The organism is Bacillus cereus group sp. BfR-BA-01492 (assembly GCF_022662815.1).
GTDB lineage: Bacteria > Bacillota > Bacilli > Bacillales > Bacillaceae_G > Bacillus_A > Bacillus_A cereus_BD.
This window is the reverse complement of the sequence record NZ_JAKUEH010000027.1, coordinates 1-26,962: the sequence shown is the minus strand read 5'-3', so window position 1 is coordinate 26,962 and position 26,962 is coordinate 1. Positions and strand designations below refer to the sequence as shown.

The following is a 26,962-nucleotide window of genomic DNA, read 5'->3' as shown; positions in this document are numbered from 1 at the left end:
TTGGAACTCCTGACGTAGAGGCGCCCTTTGCCTCGCAGGAAGGAGTGAAATGACCGACTGTTCTAGCCGCTGGAGCTGGATACCTTAAAAGCGCAAGCGGCTCGTTCAGAACAGGAGGACATTGGAACTCCTGACGTAGAGGCGCCCTTTGCCTCGCAGGAAGGAGTGAAATGACCGACTGTTCTAGCCGCTGGAGCTGGATACCTTAAAAGCGCAAGCGGCTCGTTCAGAATGTGAGGAGGATGGAGCTTCTGACATAGAGGCGTTCTTTGCCTCGGCGGAAGAAGCGAAGCCACCGAACATTCTAGCCGCTGGAGCTGGATACCTTAAAAGCGCAAGCGGCTCGTTCAAGAAAATCCATTTCACAAGTACACTCTATCATCGCCAATACGTTAACTTTTAAAAGGAGGATTTTCATATGTATTCAATGGAACAAGTTGTAAACTTAGCGAAACATCGCGGTTTTGTTTTTCCTGGTTCTGAAATTTACGGTGGCCTTGCAAATACTTGGGATTACGGTCCACTTGGTATCGAACTAAAAAATAATGTAAAAAAAGCTTGGTGGAAAAAATTTATTCAAGAATCTCCATACAACGTCGGTTTAGACGCAGCAATCTTAATGAACCCAAAAACTTGGGTAGCTTCTGGTCATGTTGGTAACTTTAACGACCCAATGATCGATTGTAAAAAATGTAAAGCTCGTCATCGCGCTGACAAATTAATTGAAGATGCTTTAGATGCAAAAGGTATCGAAATGATTGTTGACGGTCTTACTTTCGAACAAATGGCTGACTTAATGAAAGAACACGAAGTAAAATGTCCAGACTGCGGCAGCCAAGAGTTCACAGAAATCCGTCAATTCAACTTAATGTTTAAAACATTCCAAGGTGTTACAGAATCTAGTACAAACGAAATCTTCCTTCGTCCTGAGACAGCACAAGGTATTTTCGTTAACTTTAAAAATGTACAACGTTCTATGCGTAAAAAACTTCCATTTGGTATCGGTCAAATCGGTAAAAGTTTCCGTAATGAAATTACACCTGGTAACTTCACATTCCGTACACGTGAATTTGAACAAATGGAACTTGAATTCTTCTGTAAACCAGGTGAAGAATTAGAGTGGTTCACATTCTGGCGCGAAACTTGCAAAAACTGGTTACTATCACTTGGTATGAACGAAGAAAGCATGCGCCTTCGCGATCACGGTGAAGAAGAATTATCTCACTACAGTAATGCAACAACTGATATTGAATTTAAATTCCCATTTGGTTGGGGCGAACTTTGGGGCGTTGCATCTCGTACAGACTTCGACTTAAAACGTCACATGGAACATTCTAGTGAAGACTTTAACTATATCGATCCACAAACGAACGAACGTTACGTACCATACTGCATCGAACCATCTCTTGGCGCAGATCGCGTAACATTAGCATTTTTATGCGATGCATACGAAGAAGAACAATTAGAAAATGATTCTCGTACAGTTCTTCGTTTCCATCCTGCTTTAGCACCATATAAAGCGGCTATCTTACCATTATCGAAAAAACTATCTGAAGGTGCTAGAGAAGTATTTGCAGAACTAGCAAAAGACTTCATGGTAGATTATGATGAAACAGGTTCAATCGGTAAACGTTACCGTCGCCAAGATGAAATCGGTACACCATTCTGTATCACATATGACTTCGATTCAGTTGAAGACAAAGCTGTAACAGTACGTGACCGCGATACAATGGAACAAGTTCGTATGCCAATTAGTGAACTGAAAAGCTTCTTAGAGAAGAAAATCCAATTCTAATAAGAAGAAGCTGCCCTAGGGCACATAACCATCAAGTTAAAGTTACGTATATATAATTTTCGTTAAAAACAGCCATTCTTTCATGGATATTCCATGAAAGAATGGCTGTTTTATATCTGTAATGAATATTACAAAAGGTACAGTTACAATACCGAAATCATCTTTTTATTAAACTGTACATGTGGTAAGGAGATCGTTTTCTTAAGTAAGCTGTTTTTTTCTTTTGATTTCATTATTCATTTTTATGACTCGATTTTTATATACGATAAATGAGAGGATAATCAAAGGTTGATATCCTTGTTAGCATAATAGGTATCAAATAACATGCCCTTACCACCATCTCCGAAAATCGCCATCGTGTAATTCCAGATAAAATGTCCCCCAGCGGCAACCCATAAATTATTATAGGCTACAGTTAAAATGAAAAAGAATATACCTGCAAAATATGCTATGAGAAATACTAGGAATCCAGAATAATCGGGTGAATTAAAATGTAAAGCAGAAAAGACTAGCGGCTTTAATAAAATCGCTACATACACATTTGTAGAACGAAGCAATGTTCCTAAAGCATATCCACGGAAAAGAATTTCTTCATAAAAACTTTGAGTCATTTCACTTTATATAGAATCACTAACTACAACTAGGAAATCTCGTTTATTTTTCACGCTTTTCTTTAATTGCGACTGTACATCTAGAAATGCAAATTAAATCATCATTTTCATCAATAATGCGTACGTCCCAAACCATCGTTGTTTGTCCTTTATGGATTGGTGTTCCGATTGCTGTTACAATTCCATCACGTTTAGAACGAATATGGTTTGCATTGATTTCCAGTCCAAAGCAAATACATTTTTCTTGATCAATTAAGTTATAAGCACCTACGCTCGCTACTGTTTCTGCTAAAGCAACTGATGCACCGCCATGCAAAAAGCCGAATGGCTGATGTGTGCGTCCATCTACTGGCATCGTAGCAACTACTTTATCTTCTGTCATTTCTAATAATTCAATCCCCAGTGCATCCATTAATGTTTTTGACATTTTTATTCCTCCTCTATGACATTTTAAAAATGTATAATTTTCCCTATTTACTTTCAAACTATCCATAACACTTATATAGGGAGGGTTTATTTTATGAAAAAGATATGTTTTCTACTAACGATTGTATTCTCCTTGCTCACTATTGTACCAAATTGTACAAATGCAGCAAAAGCTTCTAACACGCCAATTGAAATTACAACAATTACACAAAAAGGGAAGAAGCCTTATATAGAATATCAAATAAGCAGACCTTTTTTTCATCACTTCTCAGATTTAACATTTCAAAATAAATTAAATACATATTATAAAAACTCTGCTAACCGCTTTAAAAAAAGAGTAACAAAAGAAGCGAAAAAATACTATGAAGAAACAAAGAATACAGAATCTTCTTTTCATCCTTATGTTGCAAATGTTGACTATAAAATCACATTAAACAAACTACCGTTACTAAGCTTATATGTCAATTATTATCAATATACAGGCGGTGCACATGGATTATATACATGGAAAGCAAATACATTTGATTTAAATAAAAAGAAACTATTACGCTTAGATGATTTATTCAAAAAAAATAGCGCGTATCAAGACATCATTCGTACAGAAATTGTAAGGCAAATCAAACAAAATGAAAGCATCTATTTTCCAGATGCAGCTGAAAAAGTGATTAGCACAAAGAAATTCCATTACTTTTTAGAACCAGACTATCTTACTGTTTATTTTCCGTTATATGAAATCGCACCATATTCAAGCGGAATCCCGCAATTTCGTATTTCATACACATTGCTTCAAAACTCCTTGAAGCCTTATTATCAAAATGTTTTACTTGACAAGAAATAAATACGTCTATACGATAATGTTAACTATCGAACAAAAGGGGTTAACATTATGAGAAAATTACGTCCTTTAGATTTAGCACTATCTGCGATGTTCGTTGCACTTATGGCGATTGGTGCAAATATTGTGTCATGGGCACCATTTTTACAGGTAGCTGGGGTCCCATTGACGATGCAACCATTTTTTGCAATTTTAGCAGGACTTCTTCTTGGTAGTAGACTTGGCGCCTTGTCTATGACAATTTATATGCTTGTCGGAGTTGCTGGTGCACCGATTTTTGCAAATTTTAAAGCGGGCTTGGGAGCGCTTTTAGACCCTACAGGTGGATTTATTATTGCATTTATTATGGTTGCTTACATATCTGGAAAGCTTGTGGAACAAAGAGACAATCCAAAATTCGGTACATTTGCAATCTCAGCTTTTGCTGGCATTATTTTAACTTATATAATTGGTACAACTTATATGTATGTAATCGTAAACTTGTGGATGGGCGGAAACATGAGCTATAAAGCAGCTTGGATGATTATGATGTGGTTTGCTTTAAAAGACTTTATCTTTACGGTAATCGGCGCTGTTATCGCACCTCGTATATACTACGCAGTTCGTCGTTCTGCTTATCAACATTCTCATTCCACACAATCCTCATAAAGTGAAACTTTAATCAGTGGGGATTTTCTTCATCCCCCACTGATTATGAGCCCTCACCAATCGGGCTTCCCTAAAATAGCGGGATAAAAAAAGAGCTACTTCATGTAGCCCTTTTTTTATGCTTCTTGATTTGTTTGTTCTTCAACAATCTTCTTCATAAGTTTTAAAAGATCTTCACGCAGTTCATCATGCTGAAGCGCCATTTCAATTGTCGTTTGAACAAATCCTAATTTTTCTCCAACATCGTAACGCTTCCCTTCAAAGTCATAAGCAAATACGCGCTGAATTTCATTTAATTTTTGAATAGCATCCGTGAGTTGAATTTCACCACCAGCACCAATATGTTGTTCTTCTAAGAACATAAAAATTTCTGGTGTTAAAATGTAACGTCCCATAATTGCTAAATTGGAAGGTGCTGTACCTTTCGCTGGTTTCTCAACAAAGTTGCGAACTTGGTAACGACGTCCTTCTTGTTCTAATGGATCAATAATTCCATAACGATGCGTTTCTTCTTCTGGAACCGTTTGTACACCAATAACAGAAGAAAGTGTTTTATCATATTCATCTATTAATTGACGTAAACATGGTGTCTCAGCTTGTACAATATCATCGCCTAATAACACCGCAAATGGTTCGTCACCAATAAATTTCCGTGCACACCAAACAGCATGCCCTAATCCTTTTGGTTCTTTTTGACGGATATAATGAATGTCTACCATTTTAGAAGAAGCCTGTACTTTCTCAAGCAATTCATATTTTTTCTTTTCCAATAAGTTTTGCTCTAATTCAAATGCATTATCGAAATGATCTTCGATAGAGCGCTTTCCTTTACCCGTAACAATAATAATATCCTCAATTCCAGAGGCTACCGCTTCTTCGACAATATATTGAATCGTTGGTTTATCTACAATTGGAAGCATCTCTTTTGGCATTGCTTTTGTCGCTGGTAAAAAGCGTGTTCCTAAGCCTGCTGCTGGGATAATCGCTTTTCTTACTTTTTTCATAACAAATACCCTCTTTTCTAATCCTTGTACTATATTTCCTTACTTATACACGAAAGTGATTACTCTGACATTCATAATTGCAAAGTTACAGACAGTATACCATATCCATTCTGCTTACATATCTCATTTTTACATACAAGAAAAGAGGAGGTCACTCTCCCCTTTTCTCTCCTTTAATAAACATCATGGACTCGTTTCATTATAAACGATTCATCACATCTTCTTTAATAGTCAGTAACTTTTGTTCACTATTTTGTAAAGAATCAGCTTTCACACCAAAATAAAACTTAATCTTTGGCTCTGTGCCAGACGGGCGTAAACAGAACCAAGAACCATCTGCTAGTTGATATTTTAGCACATTAGATTTTGGCAATTGAATTTCTTCTTGACTTCCATCTATTAGAGATGTAATCGTACTTGCCTTATAATCTTCTACTGCTTTTACTGTTAAACCAGCCACTTCTTTTGGTGGATTTTCACGGAATGCTGTCATCATCTCTTGAATTTTCTCCGCTCCATCTTTTCCTTTTAACGTTAAAGACACAAGATCTTCACGGAAGAAACCATACTTCTCAAATATTTCTAGTAATCCATCATACAATGTTTTTCCTTGTGATTTGTAGTATGCTGCTACTTCACATGCAAATAGGACAGATTGTACTGCGTCTTTATCACGACAAAACGGACGGATTAAATATCCATAGCTTTCCTCATAACCGAATTGGAACTCATATTGTTCACTCTCTTCATATTGTTTAATTTTCTCACCAATAAATTTAAACCCAGTTAATGTATCAACTGTATCTAAGCCGTAAGCTTTCGCGATTGTACGCCCAATTTCAGAGGTTACAATTGTTTTTAGTACAACACCGTTCTTTGGAAGGGTGCCATTTTGTTCCTTTTGTGATAATAAATAATCAAGCATTAACGCGCCTGTTTGGTTTCCTGTTAATACTTGGAATTCACCGTTATGATTGCGAACAGCTACACCTAGGCGGTCCGCGTCTGGATCCGTTGCAATTAATACGTCCGCTCCTACTTTTTCACCATCACGAATTGCCAGTTCAAATGCAGCATGTTCCTCTGGATTTGGTGATTTAACTGTAGAAAAGTTTGGATCTGGTAACTCCTGCTCTTTTACAACTGTTACATCTGTAAACCCAACTGCTTCTAACCCTTGGCGTACCGGAATGTTAGATGTTCCATGCAGTGGTGTAAAGACGATTTTTAAATCTTTCCCAACTTTCTCAACCATTTCTTTATTTATGATAACTGTTTTTAACTGCTCTACATATGCATCATCCACTTCTTTTCCGATGATATGTAATAATCCATCCGCTTTTAATTGCTCTACATTCGCAACTTCTACCGTCAATTCATCTTCCACTTGATTTACATAACGAATTAACTCATCCGCTTCTTTTGGTGGCAATTGCCCACCATCTTCTCCATATACTTTATATCCGTTATATTCAGGTGGATTATGACTCGCTGTAAGAACGATTCCACTTATTGTATGTAAATGACGTACTGCGAAAGAAAGTACTGGTGTTGGACGTAAACTTTCGAATACATATGTTGTAATGCTATGCGCCCCTAATGTTGCAGCTACTTCCATTGCAAATTCAGGTGATTTATGACGAGAATCATACGCAACAACTACGCCGCGTTTCTTTGCTTCTTCACCTAAATTCTCAATAAAATGTGCAAGTCCTTTTGTCGCTTTTCGAACAGTATATACATTTAAACGATTCGTACCAGCACCCAGTTCACCGCGCATACCACCGGTACCGAATTCTAAATTTTTATAGAAGCTATCTTCCATTTTCTTCTCATCTTGTTTCATATCTTCTAGCTGCTGTTTTAATTCTGCATCTAAGTTTGCATAAGAAAGCCAACGGCTATACTCTTTTTTCCAATCCATCCTCTTATCTCCTCTCGCTTGTCATAACTTTATTATATGAAAAAAACGGCAATTATCTCAATACATTTTAAAATCTAACAGGATTTTACTTTTATAATTTGTATACACTAATGTTATATACTTCAAAAAAAAGGTGAGGCATATGAAAGAATGGGGATTATCTGAAGAATTGAAAATAGAAACAAAACAAATGATTGAAATTGTAGAATTAGAATTAGCGAGCATGAAGCGAACCATTGATGAAGATGGTGAGTGCGTTCTATGCAGAATGGAAGAAATTCATCATTTACTAAGTAACGTTCAAACGATTGCAGCTTCTTACTATTTAAAAGCTTATTTATCACCATTTACATCAAGTTATGCTCCTATCACAACAGCCATCCAACATTTAGGTGAGCGAAAACATGGAGCATTAATTGTTGTCGAAAGGAATGATTCTCTTACTTCCCTTATTCAAACGGGAACGAAACTAAATGCTTTTTTAACTGTTCCACTACTTGAATCCATTTTTTATCCTGGGAACCCACTTCATGACGGAGCCGTTCTTATTAAAGACGATCATATTGTATCAGCAGCTAATATTCTCCCTCTAACAAAAAGTTTAGAAGTTGACCCTAAGCTTGGAACACGTCACCGAGCAGCAATTGGTTTGTCAGAAGAAAGCGATGCTCTCGTATTAGTCGCGTCGGAAGAAACAGGCCGGACATCTTTTGCATTAAACGGCTCTTTGTATACAATTTCTTTATAGTAAGTAAAACGTGAATCAGTGGAAGGTGTTTCTTCACCCACCACTGATTATGAGCCCTCACCAATCGTGCTGATCCTAAAATAGCGAGATAAAAAGGGTAGCCATTTCGACTACCCTTCTAAACTTCTTATTCTTCTCCAAACCGTTCAACAAGTGTTGCAAGTGTACGAACCATTACACCTGTTGCTCCTGCCGGCCCTAAATCATGTGTACTCGTTGTATCAGAAGTTCCAGCGATATCTAAATGTACCCACGGTGTGTCTTCCGCAAATTCACCAAGAAATGTGCCGGCCATTACCGCATGTCCTTCACGGCCTGGTGAGTTGTTTAAATCTGCAAATTTACTGTTACGAACGCGCTCTTTATCACGTTCGAAAATCGGTAATTGCCAAATTGGTTCATCTGTTTCCATTGACGCTTCTAATACTTGTTCAAATAATGTTTCATTATTTGTCATTGCACCTGTTGTATAGTTTCCTAGCGCAACGATAACCCCTCCTGTTAATGTTGCCACATCAACAAGATAGTTTGCACCTAGCTTCTTCGCATACGTAATTCCATCAGCTAATGCGAGGCGACCTTCTGCATCTGTATTTAATACTTCAATCGTTTTCCCGCTCATAGATGTGATAACATCATCTGGTTTAAATGCAGTTCCACTCACTACATTGTCTGTTGATGGAATAACAGCAATTACATTTTGTTCAGGGCGAAGTTCTCCGATTACTTCCATTGCACCAAGAACTGCTGCCGCACCACCCATATCACCCTTCATGCCAACCATGCCATCGCGTGGTTTTAAAGAGTAACCACCTGTATCATATGTAATTCCTTTTCCAATCAATCCAATTACATCTGTCCACTCTTCTTTTCCCTTATAAATAAGGGCAATCATTTTTGGTGGTTCTGTAGAGCCTTGGTTAACCGCAAGTAAAGCACCCATACCCAATTCTTCCATTTCCTCTTTCTCTAACACTTTATAATCCATATCATATTTTTCAGCTAATTCCACTGCATATTCTGCCAATTTTGTTGCTGTTAACATGTTCGGAGGCATATTTACAAGCGTACGAGCTGAATTTGTAGCACGTCCATGAACATATCCAACTGTTAAAGCTGCTTCAATTTCTTTTGCATCCTCAGCTGTAATAACAACAAGTTTTTCTAATTCTACATGCTCTTTTTTATCTGTTTTATATGTTTGTAATCCGTATGTACCAAGGCAATATACTTCAGCTGCAATATGTGCCACATCAATTGCATCTAACTTCTCTGTGACAAATGAGTCAAGCAAGATCGCAGCGTCTTGTATCTTTTCCGCTTGTAATGTTTTAAATGTTTTACTAAGTGAAGCGCGTAATGTTTCGGTTGTATATGCTTCTTTTTTTCCAAGGCCAACAAAGTAGTAACGTTTTACATTTGTTTTCCCTAAGCTATGTACTTTTGAAATAGCTTTCTTCTTTGTACTCAGTTCTTTTTCGTCTAATAAACCTTGCAATTGTCCCTCAAATGCCTTGTCTAATTCTTGGACAAAACGGCTCGTTTCTTCTTCAAATAAAGCAACAATGACTGCTTCATGGCTTGCTAATTCAGTTTGTACTTGAAACATATTCAGACCCCCTTCGTTTCTCTACTTTTTATTATAACTGTATTTTTCCGGAAATGCGATAATTCTAACTTCTCTTTCACTTCATATATACAATGAATTCTGGTAATAAAGGTAATTCGTGTATTTTTGCATAGGGAACCTGGTCTATTCTTTCAGGTATAATCCCTCTGCACTTCTGAATATACGCTATTACCTCATCTACATCTAAATCCCAATGAACTGGTCGGTATGGCAGTAAATATTGCTCTGCCACTTCCATCATCAAACGTGCTCCTTTTACATTTCCGTAGCTATAATGATACTGAGCAACTACCATTTGTAATAATCCTTTAAGAAACAGATTACTTCGCTCTTCCAACCACATTTCTTCTAACAAATCATGACATGTATAATAATCTCCTTCGTTATATTTCACAAAAAACCCGTAATACGCTAAAGGATACTTCTTCACTTTTCCACCTCGTTTTCTTATATTGTGAAACAGGACAAAGAAAAAAGTCTAGTGTTCATTTCACTAGACTATCTCTGTTTCAAATATTGACCACGAAATACTTGCATCGTTTCATCTTGATTCAACATCGTTAACTCATCTTCCGTTAATTTACCATTTCCCATTTTTACAACATATACATTTACCTTTTTCTTTCCCCACTGGCTATATACATCTTGAACAGTTTCATAATATAAATCCAGCTTATTTCCCTTTATAGCGCCACCTTTATCCGCTACAACGCCGTATCCATAACCCGGAATAAATAAAATTGTTCCAATAGGAAATACTCGTAAATCTGCTGCGATTGTAGAATATAAATCCCTTTTCACTTTGACCCCTGAATATGTAATTCCATACTCTGGGTGTTCAGGGCTTTTTCCTGTTGATTCAGCACCTGACGTATATCCAGTTGCCGTTACTTCCATCATACGATATTTAGACCAGTCATTTGCCTGCTCTAAAGCATTTATTACTTCTTTACTTGGAACAACTTGCTCTTTTCTTTCTGCCGCATGCACTTCTTTTACATTGCTTTCTTGATATGTTTTGACAATGTCTATAAAAGAAATTCCTGTGAATGCTTTCCATGTTACACATAACGCTGTCACAAATAAACAAGTCATCATAATGCGAATAGCATATCGTTTTAACATTTTTATATTCCACACTCCTTCATCGTTAGTCATTCCCTATACGATAAAGAAATATGCAAAAAAATCTCCAAACAAATTGGAGATTAGAACATTTGATATCCACTTTTTCGGAGCTTCTTAATTACAATACCAGCCAAAATTGCTCCTATTAATCCTGTTGATAAAATAAATAAGTCCGCTTGTCCAAGATGAGATACACTTGTCCCAAATGAAGAAAATGTTTCTGATGGCTTTGAAAAATAGTCCCAAATACTTGCTTTATTAACGATGAGTATGCAAATGATTGGATAAATCATCACCATCACCCACGTAGCACGTAAAATCATGTTAAGTAAAAATCCAATTCCAAAAAACAAAATAAAAAACAACATCATTGAAATAAGTAGTACTGGTATACTCAATTGTTCTCCATCCCCCTTCTCCCCGCCGTAAACACATGATACGCTGTATATCTAAATTGCTTTCCTGGATTAAGTGTCGTATCCATCTCAAGAATTGGTCCTGTATTTCCCTCTAATAAATATTGAATTAATAGGGAAGTATTTTGATCATATGCGATATCTTTCGGATGTAAAAATGCCACTTCCGACAATTCTTCTTCTTGAACCGTAATCTCTTCTCCTTCCGGTTCTAATAGAAAAATAATCATATTATCACTAATTTCATCATGAATAACACCGGAACGAATACCAATTACACCTTTCACATGTGCCGTAATACCTGTCTCTTCTAAAACTTCTCGTTTCACAGCTTCATCAATCGTTTCTCCTTCATTGACAAAACCCGCTGGTAATGACCATTTCCCTTTTAATCCACTATATTTTTTCTTAACAAATAGCCATCTTCCATCATTTGTCACTACTAGTCCGCTTACAGCTAACCAAACTTTCCCACGCTTCTCCATGATGTAAAACCCCTTCCATTTAAACGAACAGAATATTCTTTCTTTTCTATTTATTATACTATATTTTTCAGTGAGAATAATATAAGTCTTCCTTTTCTTATTTATATTTTCCATATATTTGATTTAATGTTAATATAGAGAAGTAATTTCCTGAGGAAAGATCTTGAATCCCCTCAAAAATTCTTCCTTGCATACTACATCACACCTATTCATTTGGAAAAGGAGTAAAAAAATAAATGAGAAATCAATCAAAAAAGTCCAGTATTATATTTGTAACACTCGTTTCTGCTTTCTTCTTCTGCTCTGTCCTAGTGGTTCCTTCTCTTTCGCCACTTGCTGATTTTGGACCAAATGCAAATAAGTTTAACTCTTTAGGCATGTGGAAATCCATCGGCACGATTTTACTATTTTATAGCGTACCTCTACTTCTTTATATAGCAGGAATACGTGCAATGCGATTCATCATGGCTATTCTTTGCGGCATGGGAATATTCATCAATCTTGCAATACTTGCAGTCGTATATATAATCATACATACAAATGACTATCATGCCTCCTCTTTCTTAGGAGTCATCATCGTTTGCATGGCATTAATCATCACAAATATCATTTGGTTTTTTGTTGCTTTTCGCTCAAAAAGAAATTCTACTTATACGCTAGATGCAAATTGAAATGGTAGTAAAAAAGCAGAAACGGCTAGCCGTTTCTGCTTTTTCTACTATATATTAAAAGAACTTCAATTTCCCTTTTTTCAGAACTAATAAAGGTCCACCAAGTAGGAATAAGTAACGGTTATCAATTACTTTTTTCATGAAAGAAGCTTTCCAGCCCGTTAATTTTTTTCCCATCACAACACCCATTGCATCGTCATGTCCTAATGAACATACAGATCCTTTATTATCAAATACGAACTTTTTCATTTCGCCTTTTCCACGAATTATTACAGATAAATTGTGGGCAATGTTGTAACCTTGTTGAATTGCAATCTGTGCTGTCGGTGGGTATGGACGGTTAATTTCTTCATTGATGATTAATGCTGCGTCACCAACCATGAATACATTTTCTTGACCTGGAGCGCGCATAAATTCATCGACCTTTACACGACCGCGCATCGCTTCAAAACCAGACTCTTCTACAATACCATTACCACGAACACCTGCAGCCCAAACAACAGTTTCAGATTTAATTAATTCTACATCATCACCATTTGCAACAAGAATACCTTCTTCAGTTGCTTCTTTAATTGCTGTACCGATGCGGAATTCTACGCCCTTTTTCTCTAGCTGTTTTACAGCGTATTCAACTAATTCTGGATCAAAACCAGGAAGTGCTGTTGGAGCAGCTTCTACACAGATGATACGTACTTTTTCACGTGGAACATCATATTCTTTGCACAGTTCAGGAATTCGATTAGCGAGTTCACCTACATACTCGATGCCTGTGAACCCTGCGCCACCTACAACGATTGTTACTAATTCATCACGTTTTTCAGTCGCATATTGAGCGAATTTATATTCCATATGCTCACGAATTTGACGAGTGGTATTAATGTTAGTAATCGAGAATGCATGCTCTTTTAACCCTTTAATACCAAATGTTTCAGACTCGAAACCTAGACCGATTACTAAATAATCATATTCTAACTCGCTATTTTTTAAAATCACACGTTTTTCAGCCGCTTTAATTTCTACAACTGCATCTTGCACAAAGTTTACTTTATTTGTATCAATAACATCTTGAATATCTAGACGGACTTTATCATGATGTAATGTACCAGCTGCACTTTCGTGTAACCAAGTTGCTTGGTAGTGATAGCTGTTGTTATTTACTAGCGTAATTTCAGCTTCACTTACAGATAATGTTTTTTGTAGGCGAACAGTCGTAATCATCCCACCATAACCTGCACCTAAAACTACGATTTTTGGAGTTTTCACTGAATCACAACCCTTTTCTTTTATATAATCGCACTAATGATAAACACCCAATTTGTCAAGAATGTGGAATTTATCACATTCTCATTCATAACAAAACGTATTCAAAAATTCGTACGAAACTTGTCATAAAAAATTAACATAATACTTTCCTATATTATTCGGTTTTATTTCGGAATTCAAGCACCTAGAGAATTATCAATATTTTAAAATAACATAGCGTTTTCAAGGGTTTCTCCCCCTCTTTTTCATGTATTTTCCTGTTTGTATATTTTATACATTTCTACTCAATCTATGCAGAAGCTTACAAACAATTCAGCCGCTTTCTTACGTATTATGAACAAAAATATGCTATCATTTATGTTAACTTGCAATCCTTTGCAGGATTTCCGTATACATATGAACAATATATGGAATCAATATCAAAATTCCATCTATAGGGGGAATAAATAGTGACAGAAAATCAAAACGTGTACGACATAACAATTATTGGTGGTGGTCCAACTGGACTATTTACAGCGTTTTATGGCGGGATGAGACAAGCAAGTGTAAAAATTATTGAAAGCTTACCGCAACTTGGAGGACAATTGTCCGCACTATACCCTGAAAAATATATTTATGACGTTGCAGGATTCCCAAAAGTACGTGCTCAAGAATTAGTGGATAATTTAAAAGAACAAATGAAAAAATTTGATCCTACCATTTGCTTAGAAGAAGCAGTGGAAACTCTTGAAAAACAAGCTGATGGCGTGTTTAAACTTGTAACAAATAAACAAACACACTACTCTAAATCTGTCATTATTACAGCGGGTAACGGTGCTTTCCAACCACGCCGCTTAGAATTAGATGGTGCACAGAAATTTGAAAAGAAAAACTTACACTATTTCGTTGATGACATGAATAAATTTTCCAGAAAACGCGTTGTTGTATTTGGCGGTGGTGACTCTGCAGTAGACTGGACATTAATGTTAGAACCAATCGCTAAGCAAGTAACAATTATTCATCGTCGTGATAAATTCCGCGCTCATGAACATAGTGTAGAAAACTTAATGAACTCTCGCGTCGATATAAAAACACCTTATGTTCCAGTAGAACTAATCGGTGAAGATCAGATTGAACAAGTTGTTCTGCAACATGTCAAAACAGAAGAAAAAGTCGTCATTGATGTTGATGATGTCATCGTAAACTATGGTTTCGTCTCTTCTCTTGGTCCCATTAAAAACTGGGGCTTAAACATTCAAAAAAACAGCATCGTTGTAAATTCGAAAATGGAAACAAATATTCCGGGTATTTATGCAGCGGGAGATGTTTGTACATATGAAGGAAAAGTAAAACTAATTGCATGTGGTTTTGGTGAAGCGCCAACAGCAGTAAATAATGCAAAAGCTTACTTTGACCCAAGTGCAAAATTACAACCAATGCATAGCTCTAGTATGTTTTAACTTATAAATAAAAAAGAGGTACAATTTCTCGTGTAGAAATCGCACCTCTTTTTTATTACATACAGATATCATTCAAAAAATTTTGTTTTTTTTTAACAACATATTTTATTTTTAACGTCCAGCATACATGCATAAAGTATAATTTATATAATCACTCAAATTGGGATGGGAGAGAGATCATATGGAAGTTCAAACGGAAATATATCGAGCACATATTGTTTGAAATAAAACAGATTGGATTATTTATGCAGGGGATGAAATAATCACACCGAGCAACTTATATTTATTTATTTATTTATTGGATGAAAGAGGAGCAATATATTTTTTCATAAGAAGATGTCTTTTAACAAGAAAGTACCGTATTCCATTCAAAAGCTCTCAACCGCTGTGAATGTTAAATGCCTTAAGAAACATCTTTCTTTTTCTCTTTTCCTCCTTGTGCTCCATCCTCATCTCATAAATCGATGGAATTCCCACACTTTGTTGTAGAATAGGAGCGATTCATATGGGCATCACAATTGATAAAGCCGTTACTTTCTTCTTATTATGGGTTTTGCCTTTCTTACTAACTATGGTAGGCTATTTCAAAATGAATCAAGAAGATAAAAAAGACGTACGAACTACATTTATATCAGCAAAATGGATTTTCTCTCTCGGCTTCTTCCTCCTCGTAATCTATCTCGGTGCTATCGGCCGGTTCTTAACAATTTTTGTCCTAGAACAAATTGCCATTCCTTTTGTTTTAGTTGGAGGAATGGTACTTTCTATCCAATTGTGGCAGAAAACCAAATTAAAAGGGATGATTGTAATGGTCATCACTTTTGGGCTTATCATCTTCACATTGATATAATTATTACCTTCCATATTTTTCCCTCGTATAAGGTTGCAAGGAAAATACATATTACTTTTCATCATTTTTCACATACTAAAGCTATTACAACCACATACATTTACGAGGTGAGACAAATGAATGGAAATAAAATATTAGCTGCGCTTTCGTATTGGAGCGTTTTCTTTGCTCCCATTCTATTCCCGATCATTATTTGGATCATTGGTGAAAACGAAACGAAGATTCATGCAAAAAAAGCGCTTTGGACTCATATTATCCCAGGGATTGCAGCTTTTTTAGGAATGATTATAGTCGGTATGTTAGGAATTGGTTCTAATCAACCTGATATAACCCTTGGCATCGGTGCGATTATCATTGTAGGAATTTGTGGAATCATTAGCATATACTTCTTTATTTGGAATATTGTAAAGGGAATTCAAGTGCTGAAATCTTGAAAGGAGAACCATCAGACACCTCATAATGAGAGTATATCTGATGGTTTTTCTCCTTCTTATCTTTAAAAATATACTGGGCAAATCTGTTATTATTGTCTACAATGAAAAAGTGTAGTATGAAAATATTCAAAACTACATACAAGAATATTCCCATAAAGGATTACTTTTTCATAAGAGGATATTTTCTTCGTTTATTTTACTTTTTAGGTTTATTCCCGAAACATAGCGGTTAAAACAAATGTTAATAGAAATTTTATACTGCTTCAAATTTGTGACATAGAAAGGATGCAATATGGAGGAATTACAACGAAATAAGTCTGTTTTAGATGAAAATGGGAAGCCATTATTAAAAAATACAAATTTCCTTTTCCTCTGGGCAGCTACTCTTTTTTCAAGTTTTGCATTAGCCTTTTTTACCTTTTCTCAAACATGGTACATCGCGAAAACATTAAATCTCGAAGCTTCCCTCGGTGTTGTCTTTGTTGCACTTAGCGTCCCAAGACTGATCTTTATGATTGTGGGAGGAGCTGTGGCAGACAAATTCCCGAAAAAAAATATTATGTTTTACTCCAATATCGTTCGCGCGATTATTGTAGCAACAATCTTAACTTGGTTTGTCATCGGTGACGTAACCTTATATACATTTGCTTTCTTCGCTTTATTCTTTGGTCTGGCAGATGCTTTTTTCTGGTCCGCAGACGGATCCATTTTACCTGAACTTGTTGAAAAGCAGCGCTTAACACAAGCAAACTCACTAACCCAGATGACAAACCAAGCATCCGTTATTTTAGGACCTGTACTCGGTGGCATCCTAATTAAATTTAGTAACTATGAAACGATTTTTACCATTACAATTCTTTTACTTATTATAGCCGCTATACTTGTCCAAAAAATACAATCTACTGTGCAAGAAGAATCAAATTCAAATAAAGGAATGTTTACATCTATTAAAGAAGGAATTTTATATGTAAGAAAATCGCCATTTCTGTCCACATTCCTAATTTGTAGCGCCTTTTTAAATTTATTTTTAATCGGCCCTATGCAAGTTGGATTTCCACTGTTTATCAAAAATGTATTGCACGGCGATTCTCTTCAATTTAGTTATTTAGAAGCATCCGTTGGAGGCGGAATGGCAATTGGAGCCATTATCGTTGGCCTAAAAAATATTAGCCGAAGACGGGGGCTATTTTGTATTATCATGATGCTGTTATCTGGCGTATTCTTCTTATCGATTAACTTTAGTACAACACTATGGCAAGCATTATTAGCTGGCGCATTTTATGGAATTACGATTGCTATGGCGATTGTTCCTTTAATGGCAATGATTCAATCTACTGTTAAAGAAGAAATGATGGGGCGCGTGATGAGCTTACTCATGCTGTCATCAATGGGATTCATTCCAATTTCTTATGCCCTTACATCCCTTGCACTCGCTGCCGGCATTCCAATCGTAACCATTATGAAAAGCGGTGCGATTGCGGTCATTCTCTTTGTATTATTCGTTGCCATTCGCGTTCCTGTTGTACGAAAATTTGATTGATGAACAAAGGGTCATGTATATTTCGGTGTATAGTACACTAAGCATTTATCCTTTTAAGAACTGAGGTAGAAAAACATGATTGTAATTAGTGCTTGTTTAGCTGGTATCGCTTGCCGTTACGACGGCAAGGATCATCTTGTTTCTAAAATAGATGATTTGTTAAAAAAAGAAGACACCGTTCTTGTCTGTCCAGAAGTACTAGGCGGATTACCTACCCCGCGCCCACCAGCGGAAATCATTGGTGGCAATGGAGATGACGTGCTAGATGGAAAGGCAAGAGTGCGAGATCAAAATGGAAACGATGTGACAGATGCTTTTATACAAGGCGCTTATAAAGCTTTAGAAACAATAAAAGATTTAAACCCTGCGTACATCATTTTAAAAGAGCGCAGTCCTTCTTGCGGTAGTTCTATCATTTATACAGGAGAATTTAATGGAAAGAAACAAGATGGATATGGCGTTACAACAGCACTCTTTCGACGATATGGATTTACAGTTATTTCAGAAGAAGAATTTGCACACGAAAAAAGGAGTTGACCGAAAAGGCCAACTCCTTCTTTATTATTTTACACCTAATTTTTCTTTCACTTTTGCAGGAAGCTCATCCTTCTGTACTTCCTCCCAAGCTGTTACCCCTTTTTTATCGGAGTAATATATGCGAAGAAATGCTTCTTTGCGAAGATTTTTCTGCGCAGTAAATTCCATTGTTTTTTCCTTACCTTCTTCATCAAATCCTGCTAATTTATATTGATAATCTGTATATTTTGTACCATTATCAGCTTTTCCTTCATATGCTTTTCCATCCTCTGTAATTTGAACATAGTACGTATCTTTTCCCATACGATTCAAATCACATCCAACTAAAACGCTAGCAAATACAATTAAAATACTAAAAAGTGCAATATATCGTTTCACGTGATTCACCTCATTTTTTATTATATCAATATCATAAACTTATATAATAAAAAGAGAAATTCATAAACGTGACATGAATATTACACTTTTGTAAGATATCAAAAAGAACCTTCTCTTTTTTGGATGAGAAGGTTCTAATTCATTAACATTCCTCCGGCTTACCAGCATTCGTCGCTGTACGGAAAGAAGACCCGCAGCCACATGAGGCGATTGCGTTCGGATTATCAATTGTAAATCCACCGCCAAGCATCGATTGCTTATAATCAATTTTTACTCCTTTTACAATCGGAGCACTTTCTTTATCAATAACAAATTCAACACCGTGAAACTCAAGAACTGTGTCGTCTTCATTTGGTTCTCTTTCAAATCCTAAACCGTAAGAAAGACCGCTACATCCACCACCATGAACGGCAAAGCGAACATATCTTTCTCCATCTTCAGCATCTTTTAACATATCCTTAATTTGAAATGCTGCTTGTTCTGTTACAGTAATCATAAAACCCACCTTCCTTTCTTATTCTATTATACATCTTTATGCTTCTATCTTGTACTCATACACTCCATGACAAATCACTTCTGCTGGTCCTTTCATCATTACAGTTCCTTCTTCTGTCCACGTAATCATTAAGTCACCGCCAGCTAAATGAACCGTAATTTCTTTACCGCGCTCCATTTTTTCATTTAAAATTGCTGCTACAACAGATGCACACGCTCCTGTTCCGCATGCTTGCGTTACACCTGATCCACGTTCCCATACGCGGAAATTCATCTCTGTTTCATTCAAAATTTCAATGAACTCAACATTTACTCGTTCTGGAAACATTTCATGAGTCTCAAGTACAGGCCCCAGTGTTGTAAGGGGTGCCTTTTCTACATCATCAACAAAAATCACAGCATGTGGATTTCCCATAGAAACTGCTGTAAATGCATACCGTTGATTATGAAATAGAAAGTCCTCACGAATAAACGGTGTGTCTCCTTCCCCAAGCATCGGTAACTCCGCACGTGTTAAACGAGGTGCTCCCATATCAATTTTAACGAGTGTAACAATATCGTTCTCGACTGTTACCTCAGCCGTTACAATACCAGCTAATGTTTCAATCGTAAAAATCGTTTCTTCTACTAATTTATGCTCGTATGCATATTTCGCTACACAGCGAAGCCCATTTCCACAACTCTTTCCCTCTGAGCCATCATTATTAAACATACGCATTTTTACTGGCGCTACTTCAGATGGACAAATTAAAATCATTCCATCAGCCCCAATGCCGATATTTCTGTTCGAAACTTTCTCTGCTACAAGGGCTAGTTCTTCCTCTGGAATATGTTCTTCAAACATATTTACATATATATAGCTATTTCCAAGACCATGCATTTTTGTAAAAGAAAATTGGCTCATTCTGATTCACTCCAAAAATAATTTATTGTTTTAAGTATAAAATGCATGCTTTTGGAACACAATATGAATGTCCCCCGTTTCTCATATTTGACAACGTTTTGGCGACTTCCTTATCGAAGTCGTTCTTACACGAGCTGTGTAAGAAAGAGCCCTTCTTAAAAGGGCCTTTTTTATTTCATGCAAACATCCCCGCAATTGCAGCGCTCAATAAATTTGCTAACGTACCAGCTATGATAGACTTCCAGCCAAATTTAGCAATATCGCCTCGCCGATTCGGTGCCATCCCGCCAAGACCACCAAGTAAAATGGCTACGGAAGAAAGGTTTGCAAACCCGCACAATGCAAATGTAATCATCGCTGTTGTTTTCTCTGACAGCTTCCCCATTTGCGTAGCAAAGTCCGTAAACGCCACAAACTCATTTAAAATTAATTTTTCTCCAATAAAACCTCCTGCGGTAATTGCTTCTGTCCACGGCACACCAATAGCAAACGCAAGTGGCGAAAAAATATATCCCAATATAAGTTGTAATGATAAATGAGGATAACCGAAAAGACCGCCGATTCCGCCTACAATTCCATTTAAAAGAGCAATGACAGCAATAAAAGCAATTAGCATTGCGCCTACATTTAAAGCGAGTGATAATCCATCAGCTGCTCCGCGTGCTGCTGCATCAATTACGTTAGTCGGCTTGTTACGATCCTCTTTTTCCTCCTCTTCCGAAATCGTGCACACTTCTTTCTTTTCCGTTTCGGGGAACAATAATTTTGCCATAATAAGCCCAGCTGGCGCTACCATTACGCTTGCTGCTAACAAAAATTTAAGCGGCACACCTAGTGCAGCATATCCAAATAGAGTTGAGCCTGATACTGACGCTAATCCCCCAACCATTACAGCAAATAGTTCGGACTTCGTTAAATGCGGCATATACGGACGAATGACAAGCGGCGCTTCCGTCTGTCCTAAAAAAATATTTGCCGCTGCAGATAATGATTCTGATTGACTTGTTCCTAATAGCTTTGCTAAAGCTCCTCCAATACTTCGAACCATCCATTGCATAATTCCTAAGTAATATAAAATCGCAATAACCGAAGATAAAAATATTAAAATTGGGAGTACGCGAAACGCAAAAACGAATCCAGCCATTTTCGTTGGATCTCCTAGATTACCAAATAAAAATAATATTCCAGCATTTGCAAAATCCATGATTCTTTGAACAAACTGCGTTACTTTCTCTAATACGCTTCGACCAAATTCCCACTCTAATACGATAAAACCAAACAATAATTGAATTGCAAGTCCACCAAATATAGTACGCAGTGAGATTGCACGTTTGTTATTTGAAAGCAAATATCCAATAAGAAGAATAACGATAATGCCAATTACTCCCCAAATAATATTCATTTTGTCACCTCATAGCTTCAAATTCTTTGTTAGCATTTCTTCCAAAGAAATTTTTACTCCTTATGAAATACGTGACAAAACAAAAGGTGTTACATCGCTGTAACACCTTAAAACATCGGATTTTCTTCCAAATAGTCATATATATTTTTCACAAGTTCTTCTACTGTAGTACCTTGGACAACTTCACCATTTACAAGTGCAAATGGTCCCTCAAAACAAATACCACAATAGCCAAGGCAACCGTATTCCATAACATCTAAGTTTGGATCTTTTTCTAGCTTTTCGAACGCTTCTTGTGAGCCGCTCGCAAGGTTACCCACACAAAATTCGATTAATGGTTTAATCAACAAACTCCCCCCCTATAACTTTTCAAATCATTCTATCAGAAGAAAATGCTACCATTTCTTGTTGTAATCATTACACGAACTAAACCATTGATTGGGTATACTGTTTGATTTCAAATCAGTTGGTAAATAGCAACAGCTTATCCCACTTTTCTTCTTATTGTACAACAGAGTGCTCATTCATGCATTGTTATTTGTTCACAAATTCGATATAATTTGAATGAGTAAAGTCAAAATATTTTTTCAATATACAATTTTATGATTAGGGGATATTTCAACAGAAAAGGGGTAATCCATCATGAAACACCTCGTGTTATTGGGTGGTGGCTACGGTGGAATGAGAATTCTGCAGCGGCTTCTTCCAAACAATCAGCTTCCAGATGATGTCCAAGTGACATTAATCGACAAGGTACCATACCATTGTTTTAAGACAGAATACTATGCATTAGTAGCGGGGACAATTTCAGAAACTCATATTCGTATTCCGTTTCCAGAGCATCCGCGCCTCAACATTCAATATGGAACTGTAACGAATGTTGATCTTGAAAACAAAAGCGTTCATCTCGATAGCGGTGAAGAAATCCAATATGATGATTTAATTATCGGACTTGGCTGTGAAGACAAATATCACAATGTTCCAGGGGCAAAGGAATATACACACAGTCTACAATCCATTGAACAAACACGTAAAACGTACGAACAATTAAACAGCTTAGAACCAAATGCAACAGTAGCGGTTGTCGGTGCTGGATTAAGCGGCGTTGAAGTAGCAAGTGAACTCCGCGAAAGTCGTCCTGATTTAACAATTTACTTATTCGATCGAAAAGAACGCATTTTATTTCCGTTTCCAGAGAAATTAAGTAGATACGTAGAGAAATGGTTCATAAAACATAAAGTTACCATTATACGGAACTCTAATATTACGAAAGTAGAGCCCAACATTGTGTACAACCATGACGAACCACTTGCTTGTGACGCAATTGTATGGACAGCTGGCATTCAAGCTAATGAAGTTGTTCGAAACCTTCCCGTCGAACATGATAGTAGCGGACGGGTTATATTAACAAAATATCACAATATTCCGAATAACGAGCATGTATATGTTGTAGGTGATTGTGCATCACTTCCACATGCTCCTTCTGCACAATTGGCTGAAGGACAAGGCGAACAAATTGTCCAAATATTGCTGAAACGTTGGAATAATGAACCACTTCCTGACGAGCTACCTGTTATTAAATTAAAAGGAGTTCTCGGTTCTCTTGGTAAAAAACACGGTTTCGGCTTATTGGCAAATCAGCCGCTAATGGGGCGCGTGCCAAGACTACTAAAATCCGGTATTCTCTGGATGTATAAATATCATAACGGGTAAAGAGAAAAACAAGAGTTTTTAGCTCTTGTTTTTCTTCTTTCTTCACAATTATATTTTTTTAACAAATTGAGACTTTAATTTCATTGCTCCGAAACCATCAATTTTACAGTCAATATCATGATCGCCATCAACAAGACGGATATTCTTTACTTTTGTACCAATTTTAATAACAGATGAAGTTCCTTTCACCTTTAAATCTTTAATAACAGATACAGAATCACCATCTTGCAAAACATTTCCATTCGCATCTTTTACAACTTTTATATCTTCTGTCTCTAATTCTAAATTCCACTCATGTGCACATTCTGGGCATACAAAAAGAGCCCCATCTTCATATGTGTACTCCGAATTACATTTTGGACAATTTGGTACATTAGACATAATTTTCTTTCCTCCAATTTATCATTATCAATTCTTGTACAAGAATTCTTTTTCATTTCTTATGGATAACTGCGTGAGAATAGCTACTAAAAAATTGAAATGAATGGCATATAAGACTTTCCTATATTTTTATATACTGCCATAGTCTCCTCGTAATAACAAGCCTTCCTTCCATTCCTATTTTAAACAAACTTTGTGAAATTCTCTAAGTATCGATATCCAAATAATGGATATCATAATAACAACTCATTACAATTGTATATAACGGAGGTCTACGTGATGTATTATGTAAAATTAATTAAAGGACAATCCTTCTATGCTTTTAATCATCGTTTTTTATTAGATCAAGAGGAAAAAGTAACTCAAAGAATCTTTAAATATCTATGTAAAAATGAATTTTTTGAAGTGCGTAAAGAGGAAGACACTTCTTCCCCTTCCTAAAACAAAAATGACACGATTTTCAGTTATATAATTCGCACAAAAAAACGCTTGAATCTTACCAAGCGTTTTTTTGTTTTCATTACTGAAAACCAGACTATAATTCATCTATATTTTCGATTTTATAATACGGCAACTCCTATTCGTTAAAAATCATGATTCATTGCTATTACTTTCATAATCTTCTTCCATTTTATATTCTAAAATATCTCCAGGTTGGCATTCTAATGCTTTGCAAATTGCCTCTAAAGTTGAAAATCGAATTGCTTTTGCTTTTCCATTTTTCAATATGGAAAGGTTGGCCATTGTGATCCCAACCTTCTCTGAAAGTTCTGTTACGCTCATTTTTCTTTTAGCTAGCATCACATCAATATTGATTATAATTGCCATATTCTTCACCTCAAACCGTTAAATCATTTTCTGCCTTTATATCTACGGCATTTTTTAATAGCTTTTGAAGAACAGCAGCAAAAACTGCGATAACCGTTGAAGTAAAAATAATGACCAATCCAATTAATATAATGCCAGGGGCATCGTCTCTCTCCGCAATGAGATAGAAAAGTGGCATACCTATCACATACAAGCTACTAATTGTAATGGCACAGTTCTTTATATTCTTTAAAGCTCTTACAGATAATTCCGAGAACGCTTCATTCTTATCAATATATTGCAAAAGTTTGAAAGCTTGATACAGGGCAAAGTAAAAAGGAATCGCCGCTGCATACAAATCAATTAGAACGAGATATTTCATATAAACAATATCTGGATACAATTCTGCTGCAAAAGTCCCTATCTTAGGTACTAAAAATATACATAAAGCAAGAATTGGAATACCGATAAGAATAACGGCAATTTTTAAAAAGAATGTTTCTCGTTTCATAGACAGCACCTCTCTTATTGATTGCAAATTTGATTTTAACATATTTTTATCGTTTTACAATAAATTTTTATCTATTAACATTATTTTTTTATTGCTATATAAAAAGATCATTTCTTTATCATAAGAAATGATCTTTAACTTTGAACCATGGAATGGGTAAAAATTTAATAAAATCAATATCATCATTCTCATATTGTCAATAGCTGATTTCAATTTATCACTTAAAGTATGTAGAGAAACGAAACTACCTACTATTTGTATACACCTTTTTACATAGTTCGATCGTACTAACCAAATACTGCCGCGTCATCTTTGCTCTTCTCCATATGGAAATCATTCGCCTTTCTCCCGCATTCCTCCGTATACGTTCAACCTCCCAGAATAAAGGCTTCCATTTTTCAGAAGAAGACTTCATCATATATTGCAACCCTTCATCTTTTGAAACAATTCTCTTTTGCTCGAGAGTGACAACTATACGCCCCATTGTCACAACAGCTGATTCTACCCATTCCCCACTAAGAAATAAATAAGGACGCGATACTTTTTCGTTCCAATATTTCTCTACATTATATTTCATCGTTCTTTGAACATCGCTCCATGACGGGTGAAAAGGAAGTTCCTTCGCTTCCAGCCCCGTAACAGTAATTCCTTGATTCTTCAACGTCCACCAAGTCACTGCATTTATATCCCAGTGTCCTATGTTTATTTTTCCATTTGCGCAGTACATATACTCTTCTATATCCTCATTTCCTTTTCCTAAATCAGCGACAGAAATATACATACCATCCATTCGTTTTCCAAACTTATGCTTACTAAGGGTTTTATGCAATTTCTTTATTTGAAATTGCATATCTTCCTCCATCCTTTTGCTTGTTACTGTAATAAAATCAATATCACTTGTCTCATAGCAAAATGCCCCTAATGCAACGGAACCATACACATATACTCCTACCAGTTCTTCATCTAACGAGATTTCTTGTAGCCTACTTACATATTGTTCCATTAACTCTTTTACTTCTTCTGGTAATTCTTGCTTCACGATATCTATTGCCCACACCGCCTTCAATATTTTTCCTTTTATAGTTATGAAAAAAACCTTTGCATTCACAAAGGCTTTTCAATTTATAAATATTTCTCAATCTCTTCATATACATCTTTCAAACGAGGACTTCCTTCTCCAACGATTTCTCCATTGACAAGAACAACTGGATAAAATAAATCTTCTTCAATCACACGCTTAGCAAAAGCTTGCTTCTCTGCATCTTCTTGCTCTTCTTGAATATCGATGTATTCAAATTTAAATTGATCTTCTTTTCCTTCATACTTACGACCAATTGCTGCTTGCAACCACTCAAACGTTTCCGTTGAAGATGGCATTCCAACGCAACTTGCACAAATCACTTTTGCACCATACACTTGAACATGAATCATTCTTTTCCCCCCTAACTTCCTGTTCTAACAGTATATTCAGATGACTTAACTACATAAGCGCATCACTTTACAAGTTTATACTATACCCCTATACTGAAAAAACACATTGTAAACATGATTGCACATTTCGACAATAAAACAAGAACAGAAAAAATAGATTTTCCCCTGTATCTTGATTATAATAAAATGGATGAAAGGAGTCGATAAAAATGGAAAATCCAAACATGCAAGAACAAGTACTAGAAGTATTAGATAAATTACGTCCGTTCTTACTTCGCGATGGCGGTGACGTTGAATTAGTAGATATTGAAGATGGTATCGTAAAACTACGCCTTATGGGTGCATGCGGAAGCTGCCCAAGTTCTACAATCACATTAAAAGCTGGTATCGAACGCGCACTACTAGAAGAAGTACCAGGCGTAATCGAAGTAGAACAAGTATTTTAATTTAAAAGCCGAGGCGGCTCGCTCAGAACAGGAGGACATTGGAGCTTTTGACGTAGAGGCGTTCTTTGCCTCGCAGGAAGAAGCGAAATGACCGACTGTTCTAGCCGCCG

General features: G+C 36.3%; 33 protein-coding genes. 13 read left to right on the top strand and 20 right to left on the bottom strand.

The window, feature by feature from the left end:
• The first annotated feature begins 418 nt into the window (after positions 1–418).
• On the top strand, positions 419–1,795 hold the full coding sequence (locus tag MR063_RS20475; protein WP_242144068.1) for a glycine--tRNA ligase: 1,377 nt from the start codon (positions 419–421) through the stop codon (positions 1,793–1,795).
• A 281-nt stretch (positions 1,796–2,076) separates the two neighbouring features.
• On the opposite strand, the gene MR063_RS20470 is transcribed toward MR063_RS20475, so the two are convergent.
• Entirely contained in the window at positions 2,077–2,406 is a 330-nt protein-coding gene (locus MR063_RS20470) for a CPBP family intramembrane glutamic endopeptidase (RefSeq protein WP_242201122.1), read from the bottom strand.
• 43 nt (positions 2,407–2,449) lie between these two features.
• On the bottom strand, positions 2,450–2,833 hold the full coding sequence (locus MR063_RS20465) for a hotdog fold thioesterase (RefSeq protein ID WP_242201120.1): 384 nt from the start codon (positions 2,831–2,833) through the stop codon (positions 2,450–2,452).
• Between the two features lie 93 nt (positions 2,834–2,926).
• Here MR063_RS20465 and MR063_RS20460 point away from each other — a divergent pair, with 93 nt between their 5' ends.
• Both MR063_RS20460 and MR063_RS20455 read left to right on the top strand, forming a co-directional pair.
• The gene (locus tag MR063_RS20460; RefSeq protein ID WP_242201119.1) at positions 2,927–3,670 is read left to right on the top strand and encodes a DUF3298 and DUF4163 domain-containing protein; all 744 of its coding nucleotides are present in this window, start codon (positions 2,927–2,929) and stop codon (positions 3,668–3,670) included.
• Positions 3,671–3,718: 48 nt separating this feature from the next.
• Positions 3,719–4,315: a biotin transporter BioY gene (locus tag MR063_RS20455; protein ID WP_242201117.1), complete on the top strand. Its 597-nt coding sequence runs from the start codon at positions 3,719–3,721 to the stop codon at positions 4,313–4,315.
• Between the two features lie 116 nt (positions 4,316–4,431).
• Here the strand turns inward: MR063_RS20455 and galU are convergent, their stop codons facing one another.
• Together galU and MR063_RS20445 are read right to left on the bottom strand one after the other, a co-directional pair.
• A complete protein-coding gene (galU, locus tag MR063_RS20450) occupies positions 4,432–5,319 on the bottom strand; it encodes a UTP--glucose-1-phosphate uridylyltransferase GalU (protein WP_242201115.1) in 888 nt (295 codons plus the stop codon).
• A gap of 199 nt (positions 5,320–5,518) precedes the next feature.
• Entirely contained in the window at positions 5,519–7,243 is a 1,725-nt protein-coding gene (locus MR063_RS20445; RefSeq protein WP_242201114.1) for a phospho-sugar mutase, read from the bottom strand.
• 142 nt (positions 7,244–7,385) lie between these two features.
• On the opposite strand from MR063_RS20445, the gene cdaS reads away from it, so the two are divergent.
• Positions 7,386–7,991: a sporulation-specific diadenylate cyclase CdaS gene (cdaS, locus tag MR063_RS20440; RefSeq protein ID WP_242201112.1), complete on the top strand. Its 606-nt coding sequence runs from the start codon at positions 7,386–7,388 to the stop codon at positions 7,989–7,991.
• A gap of 127 nt (positions 7,992–8,118) precedes the next feature.
• On the opposite strand, the gene MR063_RS20435 is transcribed toward cdaS, so the two are convergent.
• From MR063_RS20435 to MR063_RS20415, 5 genes are all read right to left on the bottom strand, one after another.
• A complete protein-coding gene (locus MR063_RS20435; RefSeq protein WP_242201110.1) occupies positions 8,119–9,600 on the bottom strand; it encodes a leucyl aminopeptidase in 1,482 nt (493 codons plus the stop codon).
• Between the two features lie 76 nt (positions 9,601–9,676).
• Positions 9,677–10,051 carry a DUF309 domain-containing protein gene (locus MR063_RS20430; RefSeq protein ID WP_242201108.1) on the bottom strand — a complete coding sequence of 125 codons (375 nt, stop codon included), beginning with the start codon at positions 10,049–10,051 and terminating at the stop codon, positions 9,677–9,679.
• A gap of 68 nt (positions 10,052–10,119) precedes the next feature.
• Positions 10,120–10,746, bottom strand: a complete 627-nt coding sequence (locus MR063_RS20425) for a 3D domain-containing protein (RefSeq protein WP_242144097.1) — start codon at positions 10,744–10,746, stop codon at positions 10,120–10,122.
• A gap of 83 nt (positions 10,747–10,829) precedes the next feature.
• Entirely contained in the window at positions 10,830–11,147 is a 318-nt protein-coding gene (locus MR063_RS20420; protein WP_242144058.1) for a YuiB family protein, read from the bottom strand.
• Positions 11,144–11,650 (bottom strand): NUDIX hydrolase, encoded by a 507-nt coding sequence (locus MR063_RS20415; protein WP_242201106.1) that lies wholly within the window; start codon positions 11,648–11,650, stop codon positions 11,144–11,146. The genes MR063_RS20420 and MR063_RS20415 overlap by 4 nt, the downstream gene beginning before the upstream one ends.
• A 236-nt stretch (positions 11,651–11,886) precedes the next feature.
• Here MR063_RS20415 and MR063_RS20410 point away from each other — a divergent pair, with 236 nt between their 5' ends.
• Complete coding sequence (locus MR063_RS20410) at positions 11,887–12,321, top strand: DUF5391 family protein (RefSeq protein WP_242201104.1); 435 nt, start codon at positions 11,887–11,889, stop codon at positions 12,319–12,321.
• A gap of 54 nt (positions 12,322–12,375) precedes the next feature.
• On the opposite strand, the gene MR063_RS20405 is transcribed toward MR063_RS20410, so the two are convergent.
• On the bottom strand, positions 12,376–13,584 hold the full coding sequence (locus MR063_RS20405; RefSeq protein WP_242201102.1) for an NAD(P)/FAD-dependent oxidoreductase: 1,209 nt from the start codon (positions 13,582–13,584) through the stop codon (positions 12,376–12,378).
• A gap of 449 nt (positions 13,585–14,033) precedes the next feature.
• On the opposite strand from MR063_RS20405, the gene MR063_RS20400 reads away from it, so the two are divergent.
• From MR063_RS20400 to MR063_RS20380, 5 genes are all read left to right on the top strand, one after another.
• Positions 14,034–15,023 carry an NAD(P)/FAD-dependent oxidoreductase gene (locus MR063_RS20400; RefSeq protein ID WP_242201100.1) on the top strand — a complete coding sequence of 330 codons (990 nt, stop codon included), beginning with the start codon at positions 14,034–14,036 and terminating at the stop codon, positions 15,021–15,023.
• A gap of 505 nt (positions 15,024–15,528) precedes the next feature.
• Positions 15,529–15,873 carry a hypothetical protein gene (locus MR063_RS20395; RefSeq protein ID WP_242201098.1) on the top strand — a complete coding sequence of 115 codons (345 nt, stop codon included), beginning with the start codon at positions 15,529–15,531 and terminating at the stop codon, positions 15,871–15,873.
• A gap of 116 nt (positions 15,874–15,989) precedes the next feature.
• Positions 15,990–16,307 carry a magnetosome magnetite crystal formation protein family gene (locus MR063_RS20390; RefSeq protein ID WP_242201097.1) on the top strand — a complete coding sequence of 106 codons (318 nt, stop codon included), beginning with the start codon at positions 15,990–15,992 and terminating at the stop codon, positions 16,305–16,307.
• Between the two features lie 292 nt (positions 16,308–16,599).
• The gene (locus MR063_RS20385) at positions 16,600–17,847 is read left to right on the top strand and encodes an MFS transporter (protein WP_242201094.1); all 1,248 of its coding nucleotides are present in this window, start codon (positions 16,600–16,602) and stop codon (positions 17,845–17,847) included.
• A gap of 75 nt (positions 17,848–17,922) precedes the next feature.
• Positions 17,923–18,384: a 2-thiouracil desulfurase family protein gene (locus MR063_RS20380; protein ID WP_242201091.1), complete on the top strand. Its 462-nt coding sequence runs from the start codon at positions 17,923–17,925 to the stop codon at positions 18,382–18,384.
• A gap of 24 nt (positions 18,385–18,408) precedes the next feature.
• Here MR063_RS20380 and MR063_RS20375 read toward each other — a convergent pair whose 3' ends face one another.
• The 5 genes from MR063_RS20375 to MR063_RS20355 all read right to left on the bottom strand — a co-directional run bounded on the left by MR063_RS20375 (position 18,409) and on the right by MR063_RS20355 (position 21,913).
• Positions 18,409–18,762: a YxeA family protein gene (locus MR063_RS20375; protein WP_242201088.1), complete on the bottom strand. Its 354-nt coding sequence runs from the start codon at positions 18,760–18,762 to the stop codon at positions 18,409–18,411.
• A gap of 142 nt (positions 18,763–18,904) precedes the next feature.
• On the bottom strand, positions 18,905–19,258 hold the full coding sequence (locus tag MR063_RS20370; RefSeq protein ID WP_242201087.1) for a HesB/IscA family protein: 354 nt from the start codon (positions 19,256–19,258) through the stop codon (positions 18,905–18,907).
• Positions 19,259–19,294: 36 nt separating this feature from the next.
• Positions 19,295–20,161: a diaminopimelate epimerase gene (dapF, locus tag MR063_RS20365; RefSeq protein ID WP_242201086.1), complete on the bottom strand. Its 867-nt coding sequence runs from the start codon at positions 20,159–20,161 to the stop codon at positions 19,295–19,297.
• Positions 20,162–20,336: 175 nt separating this feature from the next.
• Positions 20,337–21,563 (bottom strand): NupC/NupG family nucleoside CNT transporter, encoded by a 1,227-nt coding sequence (locus MR063_RS20360; protein WP_242201085.1) that lies wholly within the window; start codon positions 21,561–21,563, stop codon positions 20,337–20,339.
• 107 nt (positions 21,564–21,670) lie between these two features.
• The gene (locus MR063_RS20355) at positions 21,671–21,913 is read right to left on the bottom strand and encodes a YuzB family protein (RefSeq protein WP_242144045.1); all 243 of its coding nucleotides are present in this window, start codon (positions 21,911–21,913) and stop codon (positions 21,671–21,673) included.
• A gap of 292 nt (positions 21,914–22,205) precedes the next feature.
• On the opposite strand from MR063_RS20355, the gene MR063_RS20350 reads away from it, so the two are divergent.
• Positions 22,206–23,276, top strand: a complete 1,071-nt coding sequence (locus tag MR063_RS20350) for an NAD(P)/FAD-dependent oxidoreductase (RefSeq protein ID WP_242201084.1) — start codon at positions 22,206–22,208, stop codon at positions 23,274–23,276.
• 48 nt (positions 23,277–23,324) lie between these two features.
• On the opposite strand, the gene MR063_RS20345 is transcribed toward MR063_RS20350, so the two are convergent.
• Positions 23,325–23,657, bottom strand: a complete 333-nt coding sequence (locus MR063_RS20345) for a zinc ribbon domain-containing protein YjdM (RefSeq protein WP_242144043.1) — start codon at positions 23,655–23,657, stop codon at positions 23,325–23,327.
• 279 nt (positions 23,658–23,936) lie between these two features.
• Between MR063_RS20345 and MR063_RS20340 the strand changes: the two genes are divergently transcribed.
• Positions 23,937–24,098 carry a YqbF domain-containing protein gene (locus MR063_RS20340; RefSeq protein ID WP_242144042.1) on the top strand — a complete coding sequence of 54 codons (162 nt, stop codon included), beginning with the start codon at positions 23,937–23,939 and terminating at the stop codon, positions 24,096–24,098.
• Between the two features lie 150 nt (positions 24,099–24,248).
• Here MR063_RS20340 and MR063_RS20335 read toward each other — a convergent pair whose 3' ends face one another.
• From MR063_RS20335 to MR063_RS20320, 4 genes are all read right to left on the bottom strand, one after another.
• The gene (locus MR063_RS20335) at positions 24,249–24,485 is read right to left on the bottom strand and encodes a helix-turn-helix domain-containing protein (RefSeq protein WP_242201083.1); all 237 of its coding nucleotides are present in this window, start codon (positions 24,483–24,485) and stop codon (positions 24,249–24,251) included.
• A 10-nt stretch (positions 24,486–24,495) separates the two neighbouring features.
• Positions 24,496–24,975, bottom strand: a complete 480-nt coding sequence (locus MR063_RS20330; protein ID WP_242201081.1) for a DUF2975 domain-containing protein — start codon at positions 24,973–24,975, stop codon at positions 24,496–24,498.
• A gap of 244 nt (positions 24,976–25,219) precedes the next feature.
• Positions 25,220–25,978 (bottom strand): nucleotidyltransferase family protein, encoded by a 759-nt coding sequence (locus tag MR063_RS20325; RefSeq protein ID WP_242201124.1) that lies wholly within the window; start codon positions 25,976–25,978, stop codon positions 25,220–25,222.
• Between the two features lie 119 nt (positions 25,979–26,097).
• A complete protein-coding gene (locus tag MR063_RS20320; protein ID WP_242201079.1) occupies positions 26,098–26,406 on the bottom strand; it encodes a YuzD family protein in 309 nt (102 codons plus the stop codon).
• A gap of 209 nt (positions 26,407–26,615) precedes the next feature.
• On the opposite strand from MR063_RS20320, the gene MR063_RS20315 reads away from it, so the two are divergent.
• Positions 26,616–26,852, top strand: coding sequence for a NifU family protein (locus tag MR063_RS20315; protein WP_012096008.1), 237 nt, complete (start codon positions 26,616–26,618; stop codon positions 26,850–26,852).
• Positions 26,853–26,962: the final 110 nt, after the last annotated feature.